Raw genomic sequence first — 21217 nt, forward strand, 5'->3', positions numbered from 1 at the left:
TCAATCCAGGTAGGCAAATTCGTTGAGATTAAAAATCACCAAACAGACATGCGCCAGTCCGCGCGTTTTCGCATCGACGTCGGCGGGCTGAAGGTCCGGTTGGTAATTGGTGTAAGCCGGCATGGTTTCGATGAAGTCGTAGGGTTGCCCCGTTTTCTCCGCCATCACCGTTCGCATTATCTGATCCGGCCAGGTTTTGGCTTGATAGGATCGCGACGATTCTTCAGCGATCGCGTCGTTCCATTGATCTAGACACAGTGAACGTTCCTCAGCAGTCGGCGTTCGCCCCAGTGCCAATTGGAAAGCACGATCGATGGTCTCAACATCGTCGAGTTGTTCATCGACCAACCGCTTGGCGAACGCGATCGATCGGTCGAAAACCTCTTCGGAATTGAGCAGTGTCAACGCTTGGGGTGCGACCGTCGATGTCTCCCGCAACTCACACGACTTGTCCGGTCCCGGTTGGTTGAACGATTCGAGGAACGGATCCCGCAGCCCACGAATCTTTTCGGCGTACAGGCTGCGGCGGTTGCGTTGCCCGGGAGTCGGATCGGGTTCATAAACCGAAGCCGCCCCGCCCATGATTTGCCGTGGTTGGAACGCGACTTCCAAGTTCACGTCCGGCCGCGCCGGAATCCCGCCGATGCTGCGATTGAGTTCACCACTGGCGACCAGCATGGCATCGCGAATCTCTTCGGCGGTCAATCGACGTGGCTGGAACGAGGCGTAAAGATTCCCTTTCGGATCGAGAGTGGCTTGGCGTTGCGGCTGCGGATGACGGCTGCTGCGGCGATAGGCCTGGGAGGTGACGATCAGCTCATTGAGCTTCTTGATACTCCACCCCTGGTCCATGAACCAGCGCGCCAAGTGGTCGAGCAATTGTGGATGTGTCGGCAGGGCGCCGGTTCCGCCGAAGTTGTTCGGGTTGCCGGCCAGTCCTTTGCCGAAGTGCCACGACCAGACGCGATTGACGATCACGCGGGCGGTCAACGGATTGTCCTCGGCGGCGATCCACCGAGCCAACGCCAAGCGGCGTTTTCCCTTGCCGTCGGGAAACGAAGGAGGCTGCATCTGACCGAGCGCGACCGCAGCACTGAGTGGTCCCGGCTGGACCGGGTCAGTCGGTGAATAGACGTTGCCGCCGGCCAAGATCGCGTCGGCTTCGAGTTGTCCCTTGGCCCAAGGGTTCTCCGGCAACTCGATCCGATTGCCGACGTTGTTGCGTTGGATCGTCTTGCCCGTGTAAACGGCAAAGGCGATTGGCCGGGTGCGATCGAGTTCCCAACGGTGACGCGCGATGTTTTTCGACATTCTGGCCAACGAGGCTTCGTCGCCAGGGTCCAGCCCGTTGTCGCCGACCTTTGCATCACCGGTTTCCTGCTTCCGCGCCTTGGCGACTTTCTGGTTGAGTTCCTTGCGTTCTCGCTCGTAGGCGGCGACTTTGGCGTTGACCCATTGGTCGGACGCTTCGAAACCCGTTTTGTTTTCCACGTCCAGGAACGGTGCGTCGCGCTCGGCGAACTGGGTCGTCGAGAACACCGCCATCATGCTGTAGTAGTCACGTGTCGGCACGGGATCGAATTTATGATCGTGGCACTTGGCACACTGCAAGGCGTGCGCGAGAAAGGTTTGGCCGACCGAATCGGTGATGTCATCGAGCCATTGCTGACGAGTTTCCTTGAACACGCTCATGCCGGTCTGTTCCCACGGCCCCATTCGCAAGAAACCCGTTGCGATCAGATTCTCTGGATCCTCGGCGTCAATCTCATCCCCGGCGATCTGTTGTCGGATGAACTCGTCGTAAGGTTTGTCTTCGTTGAAAGCGCGGACCACATAGTCACGGTAACGCCAGGCGTTGGGGCGACTGTAGTCGTTTGCAAAACCGGCAGTGTCTGCGTAGCGGACGACGTCCAACCAACGCAGGCCGAACTGTTCGCCGTAGTGCGGCGACGCCATCAGTTGCTGCGCGAACATCCGCACGGCGCTTTCGCGGTCGTTGGCATACTCGCGGGTAAAGTGTTTGACGTCCTCCGGTGACGGCGGCAGCCCCGTCAAACCGAAGCTCATCCGTCGCACCAATTCAGCGGCCGGTGCTGGCGGCGCGGGCGCGAGTCCTGCCGCGGCTAGTTTCTCGTCGATGAACCAGTCGATCGGGTGTTTGCCGGCGGGCACCGAGACGTGCTGCAGCGGCCGATACGCCCACAGCTTCTGGGGTTCGTAACGTCGGTTCTGCCAGTCGTCCGACAGCGCCTTGGACGTCGCCACCTGCACACCTTCGGCGTATCGCTGCTGAATCATTGCGACGCGTTGTTCATCCGGCCAAGGCGCTCCGGCATCGATCCAATCACGTATCCACCACGTTTGAGCTTCGGTCAGCTGGTCGGCTTCCTTGGGCGGCATTTCAAAGCCTTCCTCTGATCGGCTGGCGGTCCGATAGAGGTAGCTCTGTTCGCCCTTGCCAGGGATGAGCACTTCATCTTCGAACGACTCACCACCGGCAATCAAGGCTTCTCGAGTTCGCAGGTCCAGCCCACCTTGGATGTCATCGGGTTCCGCCCCGTGACAGGCCAGACACTTCTCTGCGATCAGCGGTTTGACATGCAACGCAAACAGCTTTTCACCTTTGCTGACGTCATCGTTGGCGACGAGCGGTGGAAGGATCCACAGCGGGATCAGGATGATGGCGACGATGGTCCTCATGGTGTTCCTTGTTTGCTCGACCAACGATCTCTTAACGAGCCGACACAATGCCTTGGATTCAGTGACCTATTGTGCCGGCCCTCCGGGCCTACGCGTGTTGCCCCCTCGCAACCGGTGGCTGACGCCACCGGCAACCATTGTGCCAGCCCTCCGGGCTTCAGAGGAATCGCACAGCGATTCCGTCAGTGGCAGTGGCAGTGGCAGTGGCAGTGGCAGCAAATCTCTGATCTTGGATATGAAATACCGCTCCGCCCATTTTAACACACGCCATTGGCCAAGGCGTCCCAGCGGAACCCCATCTCCACTTGGCATTCGTGCAATTCGTGTGATTCGTGGACAACTTTTCGCACTGTTGCCTCGGTCCACGGTTTCCCCGGACGGTTCCACGCTTAAAGTCGCGTTCGAAAAAACTCGACCATGTCATCGAGTGAGTTCCTGTCTTCGGGCGACACCGAGTGGCCTCCCGTTTCATAGACCCGGATCTCGGCGGCGATGCCGGCGTCCGTCATCGCGCGGTGCATGTCGCGTGACTGAAGCCAGGGTACGGTGGAATCATCGCGGGAGTGCAGGAACAGGATCGGCGGATCACTCGGATCGACATGCGTGATCGCCGAAGCGGCCGACCATTCCGGATCCTCGGTTGAAAAAGCCGGGCCGATCCACTCTCCGTTGGTTTTGAGTTTGTTTTTGGCTTTCGGTTGGAGCTGAAGCTGTTCTTGTTGGGTAAACCGCGATACGAAATCGAACACGCCGGCGAAACAAACGGCGGCTCGGATGTGGCTGTCGGGATCGTCGTCTTCGCCGGTGACCGCCAGCAGCGCGGCGAGTGTTCCGCCGGCCGATCGGCCCGTCGCGCCGATACGCTCGGCATCGATTTGATATTTGTCGGCCACCTCGCGGATGAATCGGACGGAGGCTTTCACGTCGGCCAGGGTGTCGCGATGCCGATGCTCGGGACTGCCGCGATACGAGATCAACGCGGCTGCAAAACCGTGCTTCGCCAAGTGTTCTGCAAAGGGTTTGAATCGCTGTCCGTTCTGCGGACGAAAGCCACCGCCTTGAATGACGATGACACAGGGCGACCGATCGGCAGACGCTTGGGGAACGTACAGATCCAGTGTCAGCGACGCCGTAGCTTTGCTGAAATGGAGGCCCTTCACGACCGTGAAATCGTCGGCTCGCGTGTGACGGCTCAAGGAAACGCTGACGCAGCATGCGACCAGCATCATCGACAGGAACCGTGGTCGCATCGGACAGGAAATTCGCATCGAAGACTCCGGGCGGGCGTCGGTGGTGGAACAAATCAAATTCATGACCGCGGTGATTTAGAATGGGTTATACTAGCGGCCCCCCCAGTCACTCGCCCACCGATGATTCACCAAAATGCGTTTTCTCGCGATCGCATTGCTACTCACCTGCATCTGGCATGACGCGCCGGTCTTGGCGGGAGATCCGATCGGCTGGTCGGGCGATTGGACACGGTCGCGATCCGGCGGGGCGGCGGAGTGGTTCGAAATCCGCGGGACCGGCGGGCGAAACAATCCGCTGCGGCGACGGCTCGATGCACCGTTTGATGGCGACCAACTGTTCGTTCGTTTTCAGCTGCGCTACGATTCATCCAGTCTCGACACGCCTCCCAACGGAAACGGCGAGTTTCTGGTTTTATGGCTCGACGAGCAGGACGGGGGCGACGCGGCGGGACACAACGGCGGTGTGCCGAACATCGGGCTGCATGTCGACGAAGACAAGAACGCCTTCATGGCACGCTACGTTTCCTCGTCCCAACACTTTGCCGAGATCGAACTGCAGGGCGATCGCGTCTACACGATCCTGGCCAAAGCCTCGCGATCGCGATCGGGCAGCGGACAACCCTATGACCGGTTGAGCGTCTGGATCGATCCTGAAATCCTTGACGCGAAAGCTCCGGCCATCGAGGTCGCTGCAACAAACGCGATTGGGTCGATCGGCTGGATCGGATTTTCGACGGGGATGAAGACCGAACGCGACGATCGAATCTTGGTCTCCGAGGTATCGCTGGCGACCACCTGGCTGGAATCCTTCGGCTTGCCCGCCCCAGTCACTCCCACGACACCGACGACGAAACCAGTGACGGTGCAGACACTCACCGCAACGGTCCGTTTTGCCGATGACGTCTATCCGATTCTGCATCGACATTGCTTTGAGTGTCACAGCGGCGAGGATCCAGAGTCCGGATTGCGATTGGACAGTTATGACGAAGTCTTGAACCAATTGTCTCCCCGCGATGCCGATGCCAGCCATCTGATTGCGCTCGTCGAATCATCCGATCCGGCAAAGCAGATGCCTCCGCCCGATGATGACCACACGCAACTGAGTGCGGACGAAATCCGCGTGCTGCGTGATTGGATCGATGAAGGCGTCGTCTGGGACCATCGACTGCTGCCAACGCCCGCGATGCAGTCCGATCACTGGGCGCTACAGCCCGTCCGTCGACCTGAGATTCCTGAGGTATCGTCCACTCGGCCCTTGCGGACACCCGTTGACGCGTTCATCGCCCGCAAACAACAAGAGATGGGCACGACGCCTGCGGAAACGGCTTTGTGGTCGACGCTGCAACGTCGAACCGCGTTGGATCTGACGGGGCTTCCACCATCGGCGTTCCCGGGACTTGAGCAAGCCTCCAGTCACGAATCACTTGATCGCTGGATCGATCAATTGCTGTCTTCACCGGCTTATGCCGAACGCTGGGGACGCTACTGGTTGGATCTGGCCAGGTGGGCCGAAAGCAATGGTCATCAACACAATCGACCGCGGCCCCACGCCTGGCGTTACCGTGACTATGTGATCCAGAGTTTTCAAGACGACAAACCGTACGACCAGTTCGTTCGCGAGCAACTTGCCGGCGACGAACTGCACGGGGCATCGCGTTGTTTGGAGGCGACGGGATTCCTGGCCGCCGCCCGATACAGCGGCAATGAGCTGGACAAAGAGATTCAACGCCAGGACATTCTGGTGGATGTGGTCAACACCACGGCAAAAACGTTCCTGGGCGTCACGCTCGAATGCGCCCAGTGTCACACCCACAAGTTCGACCCGTTTACGATTCGCGACTACTACCGATTGCAGGCGTTCTTTACGCGCGGGCAACCGGGAAACCTGTTGCTGGCCGATGCCCCCGCCGAAGCGGAGTCGTGGATCGACGCGCGTTGGCAACTATTCGACTCCGTTCACTCGCGGATGATTGCCCAAAAGCGTCGTGCCGGCGTCCCCGAGCCCGTCTTGGTGATTCCCAAGTCGGTGATCGGCGCAATGAATGCCCAGGAACGCAAAGCGCTGGCCGCACTCGATTCCGCGATCGCGTCGACCCCACTAGTCTGGGGCTGGAGCGGAGGCGATGCGGGAGTGTCCGTCGCGCCCCACGAGATGCGTTGGCCGTTGCCGCGTGATCTTCAATCGGTCGCAGAAATGAAAACCTACCTGCGGTTGCGCGGTGATGCCAAGTCGGTCGGCCCGGAAGTTCGCGCCGGCTGGCCGGCAGTTTTCGGACCGACGCCTGACGGTGCGACTTCACGAACCGACTTGGCCGACTGGATCGCGTCCCCGGATCATCCGTTGACCGCGCGCGTCTGGGTCAATCGGATTTGGCAGTGGCATTTCGGCACCGGTCTGGTTGCGACCTCGGGAGATTTTGGGACTCAAGGTGCTGCCCCGACACACCCCGAACTGCTCGACTGGCTGGCCGACGAATTGGTCGCCAGCGGCTGGAGCACGCGGCACATTCATCGACTGATCCTCCGATCGATGGCCTATCGACAATCGGCGGCGTTTTCACAGCCCAACCATGACATAGATCCCGATTGCCAATCCCTGTGGCGTTGGACCCCGCGACGACTGGAATCCGAAGCGATCCGGGATTCGGCGTTGTCCGTCGCCGGCCGACTGGACACGACCGTGGGAGGCCCGAGTGTGAGTGACGAGGATGCGGACGAAGCCTACCGGCGCAGCGTCTACCTGCCACAGCAACGCGAACGGATCGCAGAATCGTTGACGCTGTTCGATAGCCCTGCGGCGGTGGCAACCTGTTCGCGGCGTCGCGTGTCGACCGTCTCGCTGCAGCCGCTGTACCTGCTCAACAGCGACTTCATCAATACGATCAGCCACCGTTTTGCCGATCGTGTCCGCAACATGGCCACGGAAGACCAATACGCCGCAACCGCGCTGCGGCTGGCGCTCGGCAGAGACGCGTCCGAGGAAGAGGCGAAGAAGATGACACAGTACCTGCGTGATCATTCGCTCGAATCATTATGCCTGGTCATCCTGAACTTGAGCGAGTTTTTGTACCTGAATTAGAGAGACGCATGACGTCAAACCCTTGGATCGACCGAAGACGATTCCTGTACGGCGGCGGACTCGGTGCCGGTGCGATGGCGCTGCAGCTGTTGCGCCACGCCGAAGCGGAAGGGGCCAATGCGACGCACCACCCCGCCACGGCATCGAGCGTGATCTTTTTGTTCATGTCCGGCGGTCCGAGCCAAGTCGACACGTTTGACCCCAAACCGGAGCTGGACCGGCTGGCGGGCAAGGACGTTCCCGACAGCATTGCCGAAACGATCCCCAAAATCAAACGAGCCGGGCTGAAGAACTTGATGGGTTCGCCGTGGTCGTTCAAACCCTACGGCGAAAGCGGAATTCCGGTTTCCGACTTGCTGCCCAAAACGGCGGAACATGTCGACGATTTGTGTGTCATTCGATCGATGCAGCACAACAATCCGGTGCACGGGCCCGGCGAATGCGTCGCGCTGACGGGCACCTCCGCCGGTGATCGCCCCAGTATCGGCAGCTGGTCGCTGTATGGTTTGGGAACGGCCAACGAGAGTCTGCCCGCATTCATCGGAATGAACCTGCACACCGACGGCATGCAGTTTCCCCAAGGTGCCGGTTGGGGATCGGGCTTCTTGCCGTCGGGATTCCAAGGCACCGTCGTCGACCCGGCCAAGGGGATTCGGCACGTGGACATGCCGGAACAGACGTCCAAGCAGCAACGCCGCGATCAACTGGAATTGATTCGTTGGTTCAACCAAAGGCACTTGGATCAATCCGGAGGCCAAAGCGAACTGCGGGCGCGATTGGAATCGTATGAAACCGCGTTCCAGATGCAGACGTCGGCGCCGGAGTTGTTTGACATCGGAAAGGAAACGCAGCAAACGCGAGATCTGTATGGTTTGAATCATCCCGATGGCAAAACGGTCGGCCGCGCGTGCCTGCTCGCTCGACGCATGGTCCAACGCGGCGTACGGTTCGTGCAAGTCCGTGTCGGCGGCTGGGACGCCCACGGCAACATCAAGGGCAACCATTCCAAAATGGCCGCGCGGACCGACGTCCCGATCGCCGGTTTGCTGGCGGATCTCAAGCAACGCGGCTTGCTTCAATCGACGCTGGTCGTCTGGGCCGGCGAGTTCGGACGCACGCCGACGATGGAAGGCCGAGGCAAGGGCCGCGATCATTCTCCGGCCGGCTATTCGATCTGGATGGCCGGTGGCGGCGTTCAAGGCGGGCAGATCATCGGCGCGACCGATCCGCTGGGTTACGTCGCGACCGAACGCCCGGTGTCCCCACACGACTTTCACGCGACCATGCTGCACGCGTTGGGAATCGACGCCAACCGTTTGACCTACAACCATCACGGCCGCGATGAAGTGCCGACGGTGTTCGGAGGCGAGGCCGTTCGGGAAGTCTTTGGGTAGCAGGACGTGATGCACCGCATCACGGACACCGTCAGGCACGCTGTGTGTGCCGTCGTCGATCGAATCGCAACCGACACACGTGTTGAGCCAATGGCGTTCAATTGAGCGTCGTTCGTTTTCGCTGGGGCCCGTAGGCTCGCGCCAATCGGCTGATCATCGTTTGACATCAGCCGGTTCGCGACAGCGCGAGCGGCGGCACCTCCGCTTGCCGAAACGTTGCGGCGTTGCCCCGCGGCCTTCCACTGCCAATCACATCCGAAATCGATTTGCGGGAGAATCCCTAACTGCCGATGCCGGCCAGCCAGACCAGCAGGGCGATGACGACGAAGCAGACCGCCACGGAGATGGCGAATCCATACACGTCGGATTTGCGCGGACGCAGCGCTTCGATGTCCGTGCCGGGAAACAGCCTGCGGTCCTCGAAACGTTTCGGATTGCTGTACGACTCTTCCAGGTTGCGGCGATCGGTTTCCGGGTCGGGATCCACTTCCGTTTTCATCTTGGCGTAATAGCGATCCAACACCGACTCGCTCGTGCGGGGCGTCAGGAAGCTGGCCACGATCAGCACCAGGAACGGCAACAGCACTCGCGTCGGCAATCGCAGGGTTTCCAGCGTCGCTTTGGAGACATTTGCCAGATCGATCCCGATGTAGTGATAGAGTACGAAATCGAGCTTGAATGTCCCCTCGCCCTGCAGCTGTCCGGTGCGTCGTTGGGTCAAGATGGACGCCGCCCCGTCTTGCACCGTGCTGATCATCTGCAGCGATTCTTCGCCGACCGGCTTCACGCCGCCGCTCCAAAAAATCGAGGTGTCGCCGGAAATCAAGACGACTTCGATCTGATCTCCGACCTCGCACCGCGGCGGCTCGGCGCCGATCTTCTGACGCATCGTCTCATCATCCTTCGCCTGCTCCATCGCTTCGACCCAAGCTTCATGGCGGGCCACATCGGCCGGCGTCGCCGTGCGTTTGATCGACTTGACGATGCGGTTGGTCGTCGTCGTCCATGCCGGATCGGTGCGCATCTCGGGTGAGACCATTGGAATCACGAGCGGCAAAATGAAAAAGAACAACGCCGAAAACGCGATCGTGATCCACACCGCGGTGCCATTGGCACGGCGCCAAAACATTCCGATCCAGAACGGCGCGGCGAACAGAATCGGCAACTCGATCGCGAAGGTAAACTGAGCGAATACGTCTGCCATGGTGATCGCCACGATCGACGCTCCCACGATGATGGCCAGCCCCGTCACGCGAGCCACCTTCACACTCTCGCGGTCCGTCGCCGACGGATTCACGTAGGCCGCATACAGGTTGCGGGTGATCAGCGCGGAACTGACAATCATGTACGTATCGGCTGAACTCATCATCGCGGCCATCAGACAGGCCAACATCAGACCGACCAACCCTAGATTCAACGGCCCCAGGATCTCGCGGGCCGCGATTCCCCACACCAGATCAGGATCCACGGCCAACTCGGGACGACCGGCCAACAGGGCCAGTGCGATCAGCGCCGTGATCGCCCAGCCGACGGTGCACAGGCGTTTGAGAAAGTTGCCGACCACCAGCCCGATCCGTGCTTCGTTTTCACTTTTTGCCGAGCCGCCGCCGGTGGCGATGAAGTGCGGTTGGACGACGATTCCGACCAGAGCCAACAGCGTCAATGCGACGATGTACTGCAGCGGAAACTCGCCCGCACTCGGCCCGGCAAATAGACTGAAATAGTCTGACGAAACCCGTTCGTGCATGATCGTGAATCCGTCCATGAACCCCTGCGTCGACGGGTCGCCGAACTCTTTGACCAACGCCCAGAGCCCATAGGGAATCAACAACACGCTCAACAGGATGATAAAGATTCCTTGAATCAAGTCGGTCCAATATGCCGCCGTTAAACCGCCCAACACGCCGTAGACGATCACAATCGCGGCCAAGCCCGGGATCAAGACGTACTTCAAGTCCAACCCCGCGATCTCATCGAGGCCCATCAACGGCACCGCGAATTTTGCGATCGCCGACAACATCGTCGACAGATAGAACATGTAGAAGATGATGGCGAAAACGGCGTAGGCGGCGCCCAATGCCTTGGACTCGTAACGCTCGACGAACCAGTCCCCGAGCGTCAAATGCCGCATCCGCCGATACCACACCGCGGTGATCCAATAGACCGGGGTGACGAACAGCCACATCAGCGCCGACCACACGCCGCTGAGCCCGCTGGTCCAACCGGTACGGCCGACCTGGATCGGTTCATGCGCCCCCGTCCCGGCGCCGAACGCAGCGAAGGTTTGCAACAACTTGCCGAACCCACGCCCGCCCATGAAGTAGTCTTCTTGCCCTTTGACACGCCCCATCGCCCACAATCCGATGGCGATCATCACGATGAAGTAAACGGCAACAACGACGTAGTCGATCCAGGTCATCAGCTCTACTCAGGTGGGCGTTTTCCGGATCCGTCACTGCGGCGCGAAGGGTGACTTCGTTTTCCCACAGACATCAGCCGTTTCGCGTCAGCGTTCAGGCTCTACTGTGTCTTGTCCCACAGCAACAAATCCATTCGAAGGATGGCCCAACAGAATACACTCTCCAGACGCACCGGTGCGCAACGGCAAGCCGATCCCATCGGATTTCGGTCCTGCGAAGGTGTCGCGTCACCCACCGTCCCCGAACATGAGACTCAGTGCATCACATCGAATCGCTTGCCGCCCAACAGGCTGAACTGTGGACCTTGAATCACCGCCCGGTGTGACAAGGCTTCGCTCAATCGTTCCATCCCGGATCGGGAAACCCGCGTCGATTTCAGCCCGACGGCTTTTAATCCTTCCAGCGAATGCAGATGCACCAATCCGGCGTCGGTAATCTTGCAACCGGCAAGGTCTAAACAGACCAAGTCGCCGAGCCGCCCGAGACACGTGAGTCCCGAATTCGTCACTTTCGTGTGAGAGAGAAACAGCTTTTCGAGATTCGGTTGCAGCTCGACGATCGTCGCCAAGCCTTCATCGTCGATCGCGGTGTTTTCCAGTGACAGCGAAATCAGCGACGGCAAGGATCGCAAGCGGGACAGATCGGCGTTCGTCACCTTGGTTCCTGATAAATCCAATTCGCTCCGATCATCAGTGAACGTCCCGCCGAGCTTTTGATAGGCGACGATGGTTCGATCGGACGCGTCCGCAGGATCGGCCTGTGTGGCGGGCGCAACCGTTTCGGGCACGGACGCGACGATCGTTTCGGGCGCGGTGTCGGTGGTGACGTCATCTGACACAGCCGTGGTGTGGGTGACGACCTGCAGCACCGCCGGATCGCGGTCCGTGTTCTGCTCCGCAGCGGGATCGACGATGGCGGGGGTTGGTGGCTGCGGCGTCACTTCGGGGTGCTCGTTTATGACAGGCACTGTGGAAACGGCAACGCTGTCATCGGCAACGCTGTCATCGGCGAGACGCAGTTCGTCCGTCTCGGATTCATCGTCTGCCATGGAGGCGCGGGGACTTGCGTCGACCGGCGGGTGTTCCATGGAGATCGGTAGCTTGGCGATCGCGTGGGGTTGACCTTGCACCTGGGGACCGCGCGATACAAATTGAATGGAGAGGGCTGCGAGTGCGATCATGACGGTCGACGCGACCAAGCGGCGGAAGCGCCGGCCCTTGCCCGTCTTTCGTTTCCGCCAGGACCCCGTCCGTGCGACGTGCGAACCCGGCAACGGCGACAGCGCTGCGAGTTCGTTTCCTTCGGCCGCCGTCGTCGACTGAAACCGCGGGTCGATCGCGGTGGCAATCGCGTCAGGATTGGCGATCGGGAACGCCGGATCCATTGATCTGGCAGCGGACGATTGTGCGACGGCCTGATGCAAGGCGCGAACCATTTGGCGACAGGAATCGAAACGCGCCGATGCGTCCAGGCTGGTGGCCCGCTCGAGTACCTTTTGTTCGTCAACACCGACCTTTGAAAAATCCAGTTCGCCGCTGACGTGACAATGGATCGCCGTGGCTTGATTGATCGCCTGAACTGAATGGTCGCCGGTGCGGAGGTAGTAATACGTCAACGCCAAGGAGTATTGATCACTGGCGACCGAACCATGTCCTGAAATGCTCTCCGGTGAAATGAAGGCGGGTGAACCGATCATGCCCGTCGAGCGAATCGAATCGGCATAACAAGGTCGGGCGACACCAAAATCGCAGAGCACTGCGGCGTCGCCGACCAGCAAGATGTTGTCGGGTTTGATGTCGCGATGGGCAATCGACACCCGTCGTCCGTCGCCGAGATCGTGACGGGGCGCATTGAGGAAATCCAATCCGCGCGCCGCATCCTCCACGTAGTCGAGCAGCTCTACCAGGGGAATCCCCGACTGGCCCCGCGATCGATAGTCTTGCAGCACGTCGTCCAAGCTTTTTTCGCCGACCACCATCGCGATGACCAACGTCGCCGGCTCACAGGGCGTCATTCGAAACCGGTTCGTTCGTCCATCACGGATCGGCTTTCCCGTCCGATCCAACAGCCAGTAACCGGTGATCGGCAACAGATTGGGATGGCGAACGTTTTTGATCGCCGAGATCGACTCGAATTCTTTGGCACCACCGGCTTGGTGCAGATCGAGGAACTTGAGTGCGACACGGGTATCGCCAGGGCCGTCGGCCGCCCAGACCACGCCGAACGAACCTTCACCGAGCTTTTCAGCGAGAACGTAGCCCGGAATCGGCTCGCAGCCTTGTTGGAGAATGACCATATCGCCGGGCCTGCAATCGTCGGTTTGGGAGAGATGAGCGTCGTAGAACGCTCCCGTACGATTGACCAAGCGGCCAGGCGACCAGGGTGTTACGAAGAATCCGTCGCGGCCGACGCGAGCGGACGCGATACAAATCAATACAAACCGTTACAGGGCGATACATTTAATCGGACAGCCGGTGTTCCGTGTAGCGTTTTGATGGTGCAGGGATTGAGGCGACAGGCGTTGATGAATCCGCGGTCGACTGCTCCGGTGACGTAAATCGCTCCGGCGGCGTCGCAAAACTTGGTTGTTGGTCGATGGGCGAGGGTTATAGTGAAAGTTGCTGTTCCGCGTCCCTACTCGGTGGGGAGAGGTCGAGCTGCCTGTAGGCCAAGAAGTGTGACGGCAGGCCCCTTTGCCACCCGGTGATTGCGGTGTGCATTTCTTTTCTCTCGAATTCATTTTTATGTTGGCTCGTCAAATGAAGTACTCAAAGCGCAGTCGAGGTTTCACATTAGTGGAACTTCTTGTCGTCATTGCAATCATCGGCATCCTTGTCGGATTGCTTCTTCCGGCAGTTCAAGCCGCCCGCGAAGCAGCTCGGCGGATGAGCTGCAGCAACAATTTCAAGCAGATTGGATTGGCCATCCACAATTACCACTCGGCCTACAAACAAATCCCGACGCATGGGACAGGAACGAACGAGGAGCCTGCGAACCGATACTGGCGCACCTCGGTCGTTTCCAACCGCGTTCGCCTCAGCTCACTCGTTCCGATCACGGCGTTCATTGAACAGCAGGCACTGTGGGATCACATTTCCAATCCCAGTCAACAACGAACCGATGGCGGCTTACAGAGCCCGCCTTGGAATGCGATGGGACCGACCGCCGATCAGATTCAGTACATTCCCTGGGTGACGGAAGTCCCGACGTTCCGTTGCCCCAGTGATCCGGGGACGGGACTGCCAGCCTTGGGACGCACCAACTACGCGTCTTGCTTGGGCGATTCGATCTGGAATCTTCACCTGGGTCCCTACAACAGCAATCGCACGGCAAAAACGACGGGCCGTTCACGGCATGCCCAAGCGGCGCATCGCGGTTTCTTCAAGCCGGTCGACGTGTCAAAGTTTCGTGATGTTCTCGACGGATTGTCCAACACGATCGCAATGGGCGAGATCATGACCGCCTTGCAAGATGGCGATAAACGCGCCAACGGCATTGCGACAAACGGCGGAAACGCGAGCCCGATCGGCCACGCTCAAATCCGCAACAACCCATCGATCTGCCAGGACAACGGCTACGTCGATCCGGACCGACCGCGATTCTGGTTGCCCGAGTGGCAACAACGGAACCGTCGCAACTTCGCCCGCGGACATCGCTGGGCCGACGCGTTGCCGATCATGGCGAGCGTTGTCACCATCTTGCCTCCAAACCGTGAAGCCTGCGGACGGCACAATGCCTTGGGGACGACGCTGGTGGCAACGGTCTCCAGTCGGCACCAGGGTGGCGCCCACGTCCTGATGGGCGACGGAGCGGTTGTCTTTTTGAGCGATTCGATCGAAGCGGGCGACTCACGGGCCGCCAATATCTGGCTGAACAATGTGCCGGGTTCCCAAAGTCCGTATGGATTGTGGGGCGCCCTCGGCACACGCGCTTCCAGCGAAACCATCGAAGAGCAGTTGAACCAATAAAGTTTGATGAATCTTCACGCCGCCGCCCCTCTGGCTTCGGCCCGTTGGGCGGCGATTGTTTGTCGAAAGTTCCCCGCAATGAGAAGTAAGAATCGATGAAGTCTGTTTACGTTTGTCTGGTCGTTTTCTGTATCAGTTTTGCCCTACCTGGTTGCGGGGGCTCGAGCGAAACCACGCTTGCGACCGAGGGGGCAACCGCGGACGACTTTGCCCAGTATGAAGCGGATTTGGCTGCCGCGAACGCCGACGCGGGCTATGAAGAGGAGATTGAAGGGGACGCGGAATAGGCAGCAGCCGGACGCGAGATTCGCGACCGTACTGCGTTTCCCGTCCCGCTCATTTCCCTACCACTGCATCGGCGTCTTCGATGCAGATGATCTCTTTCATCGTGTGTGCATAAAGACGCCCCTTGGAGTAGGTCAACGATGCCAGCGTCCAGGTTTCTCCGCCGGGGCCGAGGTCGTTGACGGCGACGAGGGCATCCGGCGAGAGCTGCTTGACGTGCGTGTCGATGACGTACACCGTTCCCGTCACGACGGGCAAGAACAGATAGCGACCCACCAATGTCGGACTGGCCGCCGAAATGTGGCCCCAGCCCGTTCCGCTGTGCCCTTTGTCGCCGACGGCAAATCCAGACGCATTGGTGGGTCGATTGTCGGGATTGCCCTTGCCCCACAACAACACATCCTGCTTTCGTGACGTCGCACTGGGCATCAACTGCGCCGGCAATTCCAGATATTCCACGGCGCCGGATTCGACGTTCACCCGCCCCAGATAGTGAACGTTGTGCGAGAGAAACCAATGCCATTGGCCGACAGCCAGATTGGCCTGATTGGTATTCGGATGCCCCTTTCCGGCCTTGACCGCCACATCGGTTTGTTTCGTCCAGCTTCCACGTTCGGGCTCGAACGCCCAAACCGTCGCACCGTCGTACAAGGGCTGCGTGCGGAGCAGTTTGCCGGAAGACGCATCCATCACCAGATGATTGCCCTTTTGGAATCCAAACACATAGCGCTGGTTCCAGTGACTGGCGAATGACGGATCATACCCCTGAAGCTCGGTGCTCCAAAGCGTCTTTCCCGCTTCACCGGGTGCCAGGCTGGTGAGACTTTGGCCGGATGGTTTTTCCAATGGACCGTGTGGCCCACCGCGGGCATGGGCGACGGCCCATTTTCCGTCGGCGGTCAAGCCAACCGTGGGCGTGTTGTGTACCGAAGTCCCGACCTGTTCGCGCCACAGCACCTTGCCGGTTCGTTTGTCGATGCCGTGCAGATACGTCCAAACGTCTTTCTCATCGACGTCTGCTGGCACCGCGGTTCCGGCGGACTTTTTCCCCGGGGCGATCCATTTCTGAATCTTCCCGCCGGCCTCCTTGTTCGCGACCTCGACGTACAAGATCGTGTCGCCCACCAGAAACGGTTCCGCTTGGCGATTGTTGTGTTTGAAACGCGGCGTCCACTCCCGTAACCAGACCTGGTTGCCGTTGAAATCGTAACACGCCATCGACCCGCATCGATTGAAAAACCAAACATGTCGGCCATCGGTGATTGGGGCAAACACCGTTCCGTCGGTGAATCCGCCGGCCAGCGAGATGAAGACGCTGCCCGGCAACGTCGCCTGCCAAAGCTTCTCGCCCGTGTTTGCGTCCAGGCAGAAACCGATGATGTCGGTGACCGCGTTCTTTTGCTCCAGCGTTTGAATCGGCACATGGGTCGTCACAAACACACAGTCTCCCCAGACGGTGACGTTGCTCATCCCGGCCTCGGGCAGCGCGGTCCGCCAGCGAATGTTTTCCTCCCGCGTCACGCTCCAACGCAGCGGTGCACGGCCGTCGGTCTGCCAGTTGCTGTTCGGCCCGGCCGCCTGATGCCAATGGTCTTCGGCCCGCAGCAGACTGCCCCCGAAGATAAAGAGTCCAGCGAGCAGCCATCCGGTTCTGACGATCATCGAAGGTCCTAGGCGAGTGAAACGTAGTTGCCATGAGGCATGAAAAACGGAACGAATCGGTGCATTTTACAAGCCTTTGAGTCGTGCGCCGCTTTTTGCCGGCCCCCTGTTTCGACGATCGCCGGCTTTTCGTAGTGGATCCCGGACTTGCCGGGCGCCTACAATGCTTGATGCACTCTCCCCCGCCACAGGCTGCAGAAACCTAGTAGCCTCGCCCCGCCCCCCAAGACGACCCGGTAATTGAGCCATGAGATCGATTTTATTGATCGCTGCACTCGCCATCCTCAGCCAGGACGCCTGGGCCGAGGGAGATCCACAAAAGTTTGCTGAATATCGAGCTCGGCTCCAGCAACGTCGCGACGATGCGTTGGAAATGCGCCGGCAACAACGGCTGTCTCAGCAGTCGGCCCAGGCCATGCAGTCGGCTCAGGCCACGCCGTCAGCCCAGACCAATCGGTTTCGTCCCGCACTCGATGGCTACGTGCCCCAGCCGGCGCTGCGCGGCTATGTGCCGCAACCGGCGCTCCGCGGCTACACGCCTCGACCGGCACTGCAAGGTTACGTGCCGCGACCGGCCCTGTACGGCTGGACGCCCCGACCGGCACTCTATGGTTACTTCCCCCAACCGGCCCTGCGTGGCTACACACCCCGGCCCGCGCTTCGCGGTTACACGCCTCAACCGGCCCTGCGCGGGTACACGCCCAAACCGGCACTCTCGGCAGAGTGACCCCGGACGGAAACCAAGTCAACTCGATGCAATGGAAAGCCGATCGACAGGCCGCACGAGGCCGTAGTGCTGACCGGTACAACAGTCAGGCTGCCGAGCAGTACGATGGCGTGCCTGGATTGGGAACGTTGTCCGCAGAGATGCAATCTGCATTGCTGGCAGATTTGCAACACGTCACCACGATTTTCGAAAACGCCGATGTCTTAGATGTGGGGGCCGGGACGGGCGCATTGTGCAGTGCGTTGACCGACTTGCCGTTGGAATCGATCACCGCACTGGAACCATCGCCGTCGATGCTGGAACGGTTGAAGACGAAACCGGAACTGAAACGGGTCAGACCGATCGTTGGCTCCTGCGACCATGATGACGACCGAACGCTGTTCGCGGACTCAAGTTTTGACGTCATCGCATCCAGAAAAGTTGTCAGCAGCTTGTTTGACCCGCTGGTCGCATTTCGTAACTGGCACCATTGGTTGCGCGTGGGCGGTCACGTGGTGATCATCGACGGCCTGTTTGGCCGCGATTCCTATGTCGGCGACTGGGCCGAAGAAGTTGATGTGCTGCCGTTGTCGACCAGCCAGTCGATGGCAACGGTCCCATATTTACTGGAGGCGGTTGGATTTACGATTGAATTCGTCGACCTGACTCATCAGTGGAACCAGACCGCTCGAACGCCACATTACATCGTCGTCGCGTCGAAAGAATTATCGCAGTAGAACCGTCGCGGCGACGTGAAGTGCCACTTCGCTCAACCGCGGCCAGTCGAGCCATTGCGGCGTGTCGCCCCATTGCTCGGGACCTACGCCGTTGGTCGCGCGACGCTTGCCAGAGCGTGGATGTTCCGCCGTCTGGCGACGGCAGCTACGTCACAGGAAACAGTCGCTTAGCGACCGAGCCGTTTTTCGATTTCGGCTTTCACCGCGTCGGCGTCGGCGGGCAGATGCACCGCGGGGTTGGCGTATTGGCTGGTCACCTCTTCGAGTCGTGATTCGTGATAGGCGACTTTGAAATCGGTGAATTTTAAACCGTGGGCGGTGCTGATCACGACCGTCTTGTGGTCGGATTTGATCACGCCCCGCTTGATCAGCTTTTTCAGCACGGCCAGCGCGACGCCGGTGTGGGGGCAGGTGAACATGCCGGTCAAGTCCGCGTGGGCGGCCGCCGCGGCCAATTCGTCTTCGGTCGCTTGTTCCACGATGCCGTCGGTTTCCACGATCGCCCGCTCCGCTTTGGCGTAACTGACCGGGTCACCAATTCGGATGGCGTTGGCCAGTGTGTCCTGGGCGGTCACGCGAATCTTCTCTTTGAATCCGTTCTTGTAGGATTCATAAAACGGATTTGCCTTGGCCGCTTGGGCGGCGACCAGCCGGGGCATGCGGGTGATCAACCCCAAGTCCAGCATCAGCCGAAATCCCTTGTGGAGCGCGCTGATGTTGCCGAGATTGCCAACCGGAATCACGATCCAATCGGGCACTTCCCAATCGAATTGGCGAACGATTTCGATGCCCACCGTCTTTTGGCCTTCGATCCGCAGACTGTTCATCGAATTGGCCAGATAGATCGAATTGTCCTGTGTCACTTCCTGGACGATTTTCATGCAGCCGTCAAAGTCGGTGTCCAGTGCCAGCACGTGGGCTCCGTTGGCGACCGGCTGAATCAGCTGTGCGGTGCTGACCTTGCCGGCGGGCAAGAAGATGACCGCCGGGATTGCGGCATAGGCCGCGTAGGCGGCCAGCGCCGCACTGGTGTCGCCGGTGCTGGCGCAGGCGACCGCTTTGACCGGACTGCCCTGTGCCATCATCTGCTTGACGACGCTGACCAAGACCGTCATGCCGAGGTCTTTAAAACTTCCGGTGTGGCTGTTGCCGCACAACTTGATCCACAAGTCCGGGACGCCCAACTGCTGACCCAATCGCTCGGCCCAGAACAAGTTGGAATTTCCTTCGAACATGCTGACGACGTTTTCGTTAGCCAGCGAGGGGATCACCCACTCACGCATGCCCCAGACGCCGCTGCCGTAGGGCCAATCCGAGGTGCTGGCGCGGGAGTCGAACAGTTGCTGCCACTGGTAGGGGTTGCGTTTCCGCAGCGGCTCGCGCTCGTGATGCACCTCCAGCAGACTGCCGCAGGACGGGCAGGTGTAGATGACGTCGAAGATCGAGTGCTTGGCGGTGCAACCCGCGATGCAACGAAAATAGACAGTCTGGTTCTCTAAATCCGACTTGGACTCGACAGCGGACGACATGGTGAAATCCCGGTAAGTGCAGAATAAGACCGCATTATGTCCAAACCGACCTGGGATGGCAAAGGGCAAGCGATTCGAAAAGACGCCCGCTGCGGAGATCGGACGGCTAATCAGACAGCTAATCAGACACCGGATCGGCGGGAGCTCACAAGTCGGTACAATCCGCGGCGGCAGCCAAGCCTTTGAAATCTCGGCCGTCTTTGGAGGTCGTCGTTTTCATCACCGTGTTGTTCGTGAAAAGCAGGATTCGCCACGCGAAACCGCCCGCCGACCCGCCCGCCAACCCGCGCGTCCCCCCCGCCGAGTTCACCCTTGCGAAAAATCGACAAAACCTACGCCGACCCCCTGGGGCTGATCTGGATTCACGCCGCCGGCCGAATGGGCATGCGGATCGAGCGCAGTGCGGAGGTGAATGCGTCCTGGGATGGGCGTGGCGTGCTGACGATCGGGACGCCCGAAACCTTGGACCCGGACGACTCGCTGGCGCAAATGATTCTGCACGAAATCTGCCACGCCCTCTGCGAAGGCCCCGAATGTGTGCACCAACCGGACTGGGGTCTGCAGAGTTTTGATCCGTCCAAAAAGTTCCACGAGCACGCCTGCCTGAGGCTTCAAGCGGCCTTGGCCGACCAGTACGGCATGCGTTCGTTCTTTGCCGCGACGACCATGTTTCGCTCGTACTACGACCGGCTTCCGGCCGATCCGCTCGAAGGCGGCGACGGCGGCGGCGATGACGGCCAAGCGATCGCCTTGGCCAAGGCCGCCTGGCAACGTGCCCACCACGGACCCTGGGCTGAACCGCTGCACGACGCCCTTCGCCGCACCGCCATCCTCGCTCGAGCCCTCTCGGGACTGACGACCGAGAATTCCCTCTGGCACGGGCAAGGCGACGCTGCCGTCTAGCGGGCTGTCGATTCAATCGACAAGGTTTTGACCAGCGCAGGGCCCGTAGGCTCGCGCCAAACGGCTGATCATCAATTGATATCAGCCAGTTCGCGCCAGCGCCCGGGCGCCCATCAATGGCGATTTCGCGGTATTGCGATTGCGTCCTACCGCTAAAACCTCGCTGAACGAAGACCCCCGGCATGCACAGCATGCCCTACGAAGCGCTCGTTCAAACCAGCGTCTGCTTCGCTCCACCGAGCAGGTGAAAGTGTAAGTGCGGCACCTCCTGGCCTCCCGCCTGGCCGCAGTTGACGACCATGTTGTAGCCATCGGCCAAACCTTCCTGGGCGGCGATCTTGGCGACCGCCAACACGCAGTGACCGACAATCGATTCATCTTCGTCGGACAAATGCGCCAGCGATTCAATCTCTTTCTTGGGGATCACCAAGACATGAACCGGCGCCTTGGGATTGATATCGCGAAACGCCAAGCACACGTCGTCTTCGAATACGATGTCGGCGGGAATTTCGCGGTCGATGATTTTGCTAAAGATCGATGGCATGGTCGACGGTGTGAACCTGATCTTGGGAAGTGAACGAGGT

Annotated in this window: 14 protein-coding genes; 7 read left to right on the forward strand and 7 right to left on the reverse strand. The window is 59.9% G+C overall.

All coding sequences use genetic code 11. The annotated features are described in order from the left end of the window. Positions 1–2700, reverse strand: coding sequence for a PSD1 and planctomycete cytochrome C domain-containing protein (locus TBK1r_RS22135; RefSeq protein WP_145215546.1), 2700 nt, complete (start codon positions 2698–2700; stop codon positions 1–3). Between the two features lie 389 nt (positions 2701–3089). Further along, positions 3090–3968, reverse strand: a complete 879-nt coding sequence (locus tag TBK1r_RS22140; protein WP_419580266.1) for an alpha/beta hydrolase — start codon at positions 3966–3968, stop codon at positions 3090–3092. 115 nt (positions 3969–4083) lie between these two features. Here TBK1r_RS22140 and TBK1r_RS22145 point away from each other — a divergent pair, with 115 nt between their 5' ends. After that, the gene (locus tag TBK1r_RS22145; RefSeq protein ID WP_145215552.1) at positions 4084–7029 is read left to right on the forward strand and encodes a PSD1 and planctomycete cytochrome C domain-containing protein; all 2946 of its coding nucleotides are present in this window, start codon (positions 4084–4086) and stop codon (positions 7027–7029) included. Between the two features lie 8 nt (positions 7030–7037). Further along, positions 7038–8423 (forward strand): DUF1501 domain-containing protein, encoded by a 1386-nt coding sequence (locus tag TBK1r_RS22150; protein ID WP_145215555.1) that lies wholly within the window; start codon positions 7038–7040, stop codon positions 8421–8423. 280 nt (positions 8424–8703) lie between these two features. Here TBK1r_RS22150 and TBK1r_RS22155 read toward each other — a convergent pair whose 3' ends face one another. After that, positions 8704–10842 carry a sodium:solute symporter family protein gene (locus TBK1r_RS22155; protein ID WP_145215558.1) on the reverse strand — a complete coding sequence of 713 codons (2139 nt, stop codon included), beginning with the start codon at positions 10840–10842 and terminating at the stop codon, positions 8704–8706. Positions 10843–11096: 254 nt separating this feature from the next. Beyond that, on the reverse strand, positions 11097–13139 hold the full coding sequence (locus tag TBK1r_RS22160) for a protein kinase domain-containing protein (RefSeq protein ID WP_145215562.1): 2043 nt from the start codon (positions 13137–13139) through the stop codon (positions 11097–11099). A gap of 463 nt (positions 13140–13602) precedes the next feature. Here TBK1r_RS22160 and TBK1r_RS22165 point away from each other — a divergent pair, with 463 nt between their 5' ends. Beyond that, positions 13603–14811 carry a DUF1559 domain-containing protein gene (locus TBK1r_RS22165; protein ID WP_145215565.1) on the forward strand — a complete coding sequence of 403 codons (1209 nt, stop codon included), beginning with the start codon at positions 13603–13605 and terminating at the stop codon, positions 14809–14811. A gap of 95 nt (positions 14812–14906) precedes the next feature. Next, the gene (locus tag TBK1r_RS22170) at positions 14907–15098 is read left to right on the forward strand and encodes a hypothetical protein (RefSeq protein WP_145215568.1); all 192 of its coding nucleotides are present in this window, start codon (positions 14907–14909) and stop codon (positions 15096–15098) included. Between the two features lie 49 nt (positions 15099–15147). Here the strand turns inward: TBK1r_RS22170 and TBK1r_RS22175 are convergent, their stop codons facing one another. Next, positions 15148–16758 carry an outer membrane protein assembly factor BamB family protein gene (locus TBK1r_RS22175; protein ID WP_145215571.1) on the reverse strand — a complete coding sequence of 537 codons (1611 nt, stop codon included), beginning with the start codon at positions 16756–16758 and terminating at the stop codon, positions 15148–15150. 247 nt (positions 16759–17005) lie between these two features. Between TBK1r_RS22175 and TBK1r_RS22180 the strand changes: the two genes are divergently transcribed. Both TBK1r_RS22180 and TBK1r_RS22185 read left to right on the forward strand, forming a co-directional pair. After that, on the forward strand, positions 17006–17485 hold the full coding sequence (locus TBK1r_RS22180; protein ID WP_145215574.1) for a hypothetical protein: 480 nt from the start codon (positions 17006–17008) through the stop codon (positions 17483–17485). Positions 17486–17511: 26 nt separating this feature from the next. Further along, the gene (locus tag TBK1r_RS22185) at positions 17512–18201 is read left to right on the forward strand and encodes a class I SAM-dependent methyltransferase (RefSeq protein WP_145215577.1); all 690 of its coding nucleotides are present in this window, start codon (positions 17512–17514) and stop codon (positions 18199–18201) included. A 167-nt stretch (positions 18202–18368) separates the two neighbouring features. Here the strand turns inward: TBK1r_RS22185 and thrC are convergent, their stop codons facing one another. Continuing rightward, positions 18369–19730 (reverse strand): threonine synthase, encoded by a 1362-nt coding sequence (gene thrC / locus TBK1r_RS22190; protein ID WP_145215580.1) that lies wholly within the window; start codon positions 19728–19730, stop codon positions 18369–18371. Positions 19731–20042: 312 nt separating this feature from the next. Between thrC and TBK1r_RS22195 the strand changes: the two genes are divergently transcribed. Then, on the forward strand, positions 20043–20633 hold the full coding sequence (locus tag TBK1r_RS22195) for a hypothetical protein (protein WP_145215583.1): 591 nt from the start codon (positions 20043–20045) through the stop codon (positions 20631–20633). A 211-nt stretch (positions 20634–20844) separates the two neighbouring features. Here the strand turns inward: TBK1r_RS22195 and TBK1r_RS22200 are convergent, their stop codons facing one another. Next, entirely contained in the window at positions 20845–21177 is a 333-nt protein-coding gene (locus tag TBK1r_RS22200; protein WP_095739753.1) for a histidine triad nucleotide-binding protein, read from the reverse strand. Positions 21178–21217: the final 40 nt, after the last annotated feature.

The sequence above is a fragment of the Stieleria magnilauensis genome (genome assembly GCA_007753675.1).
Taxonomy (GTDB): Bacteria; Planctomycetota; Planctomycetia; order Pirellulales; family Pirellulaceae; genus Stieleria; species Stieleria magnilauensis.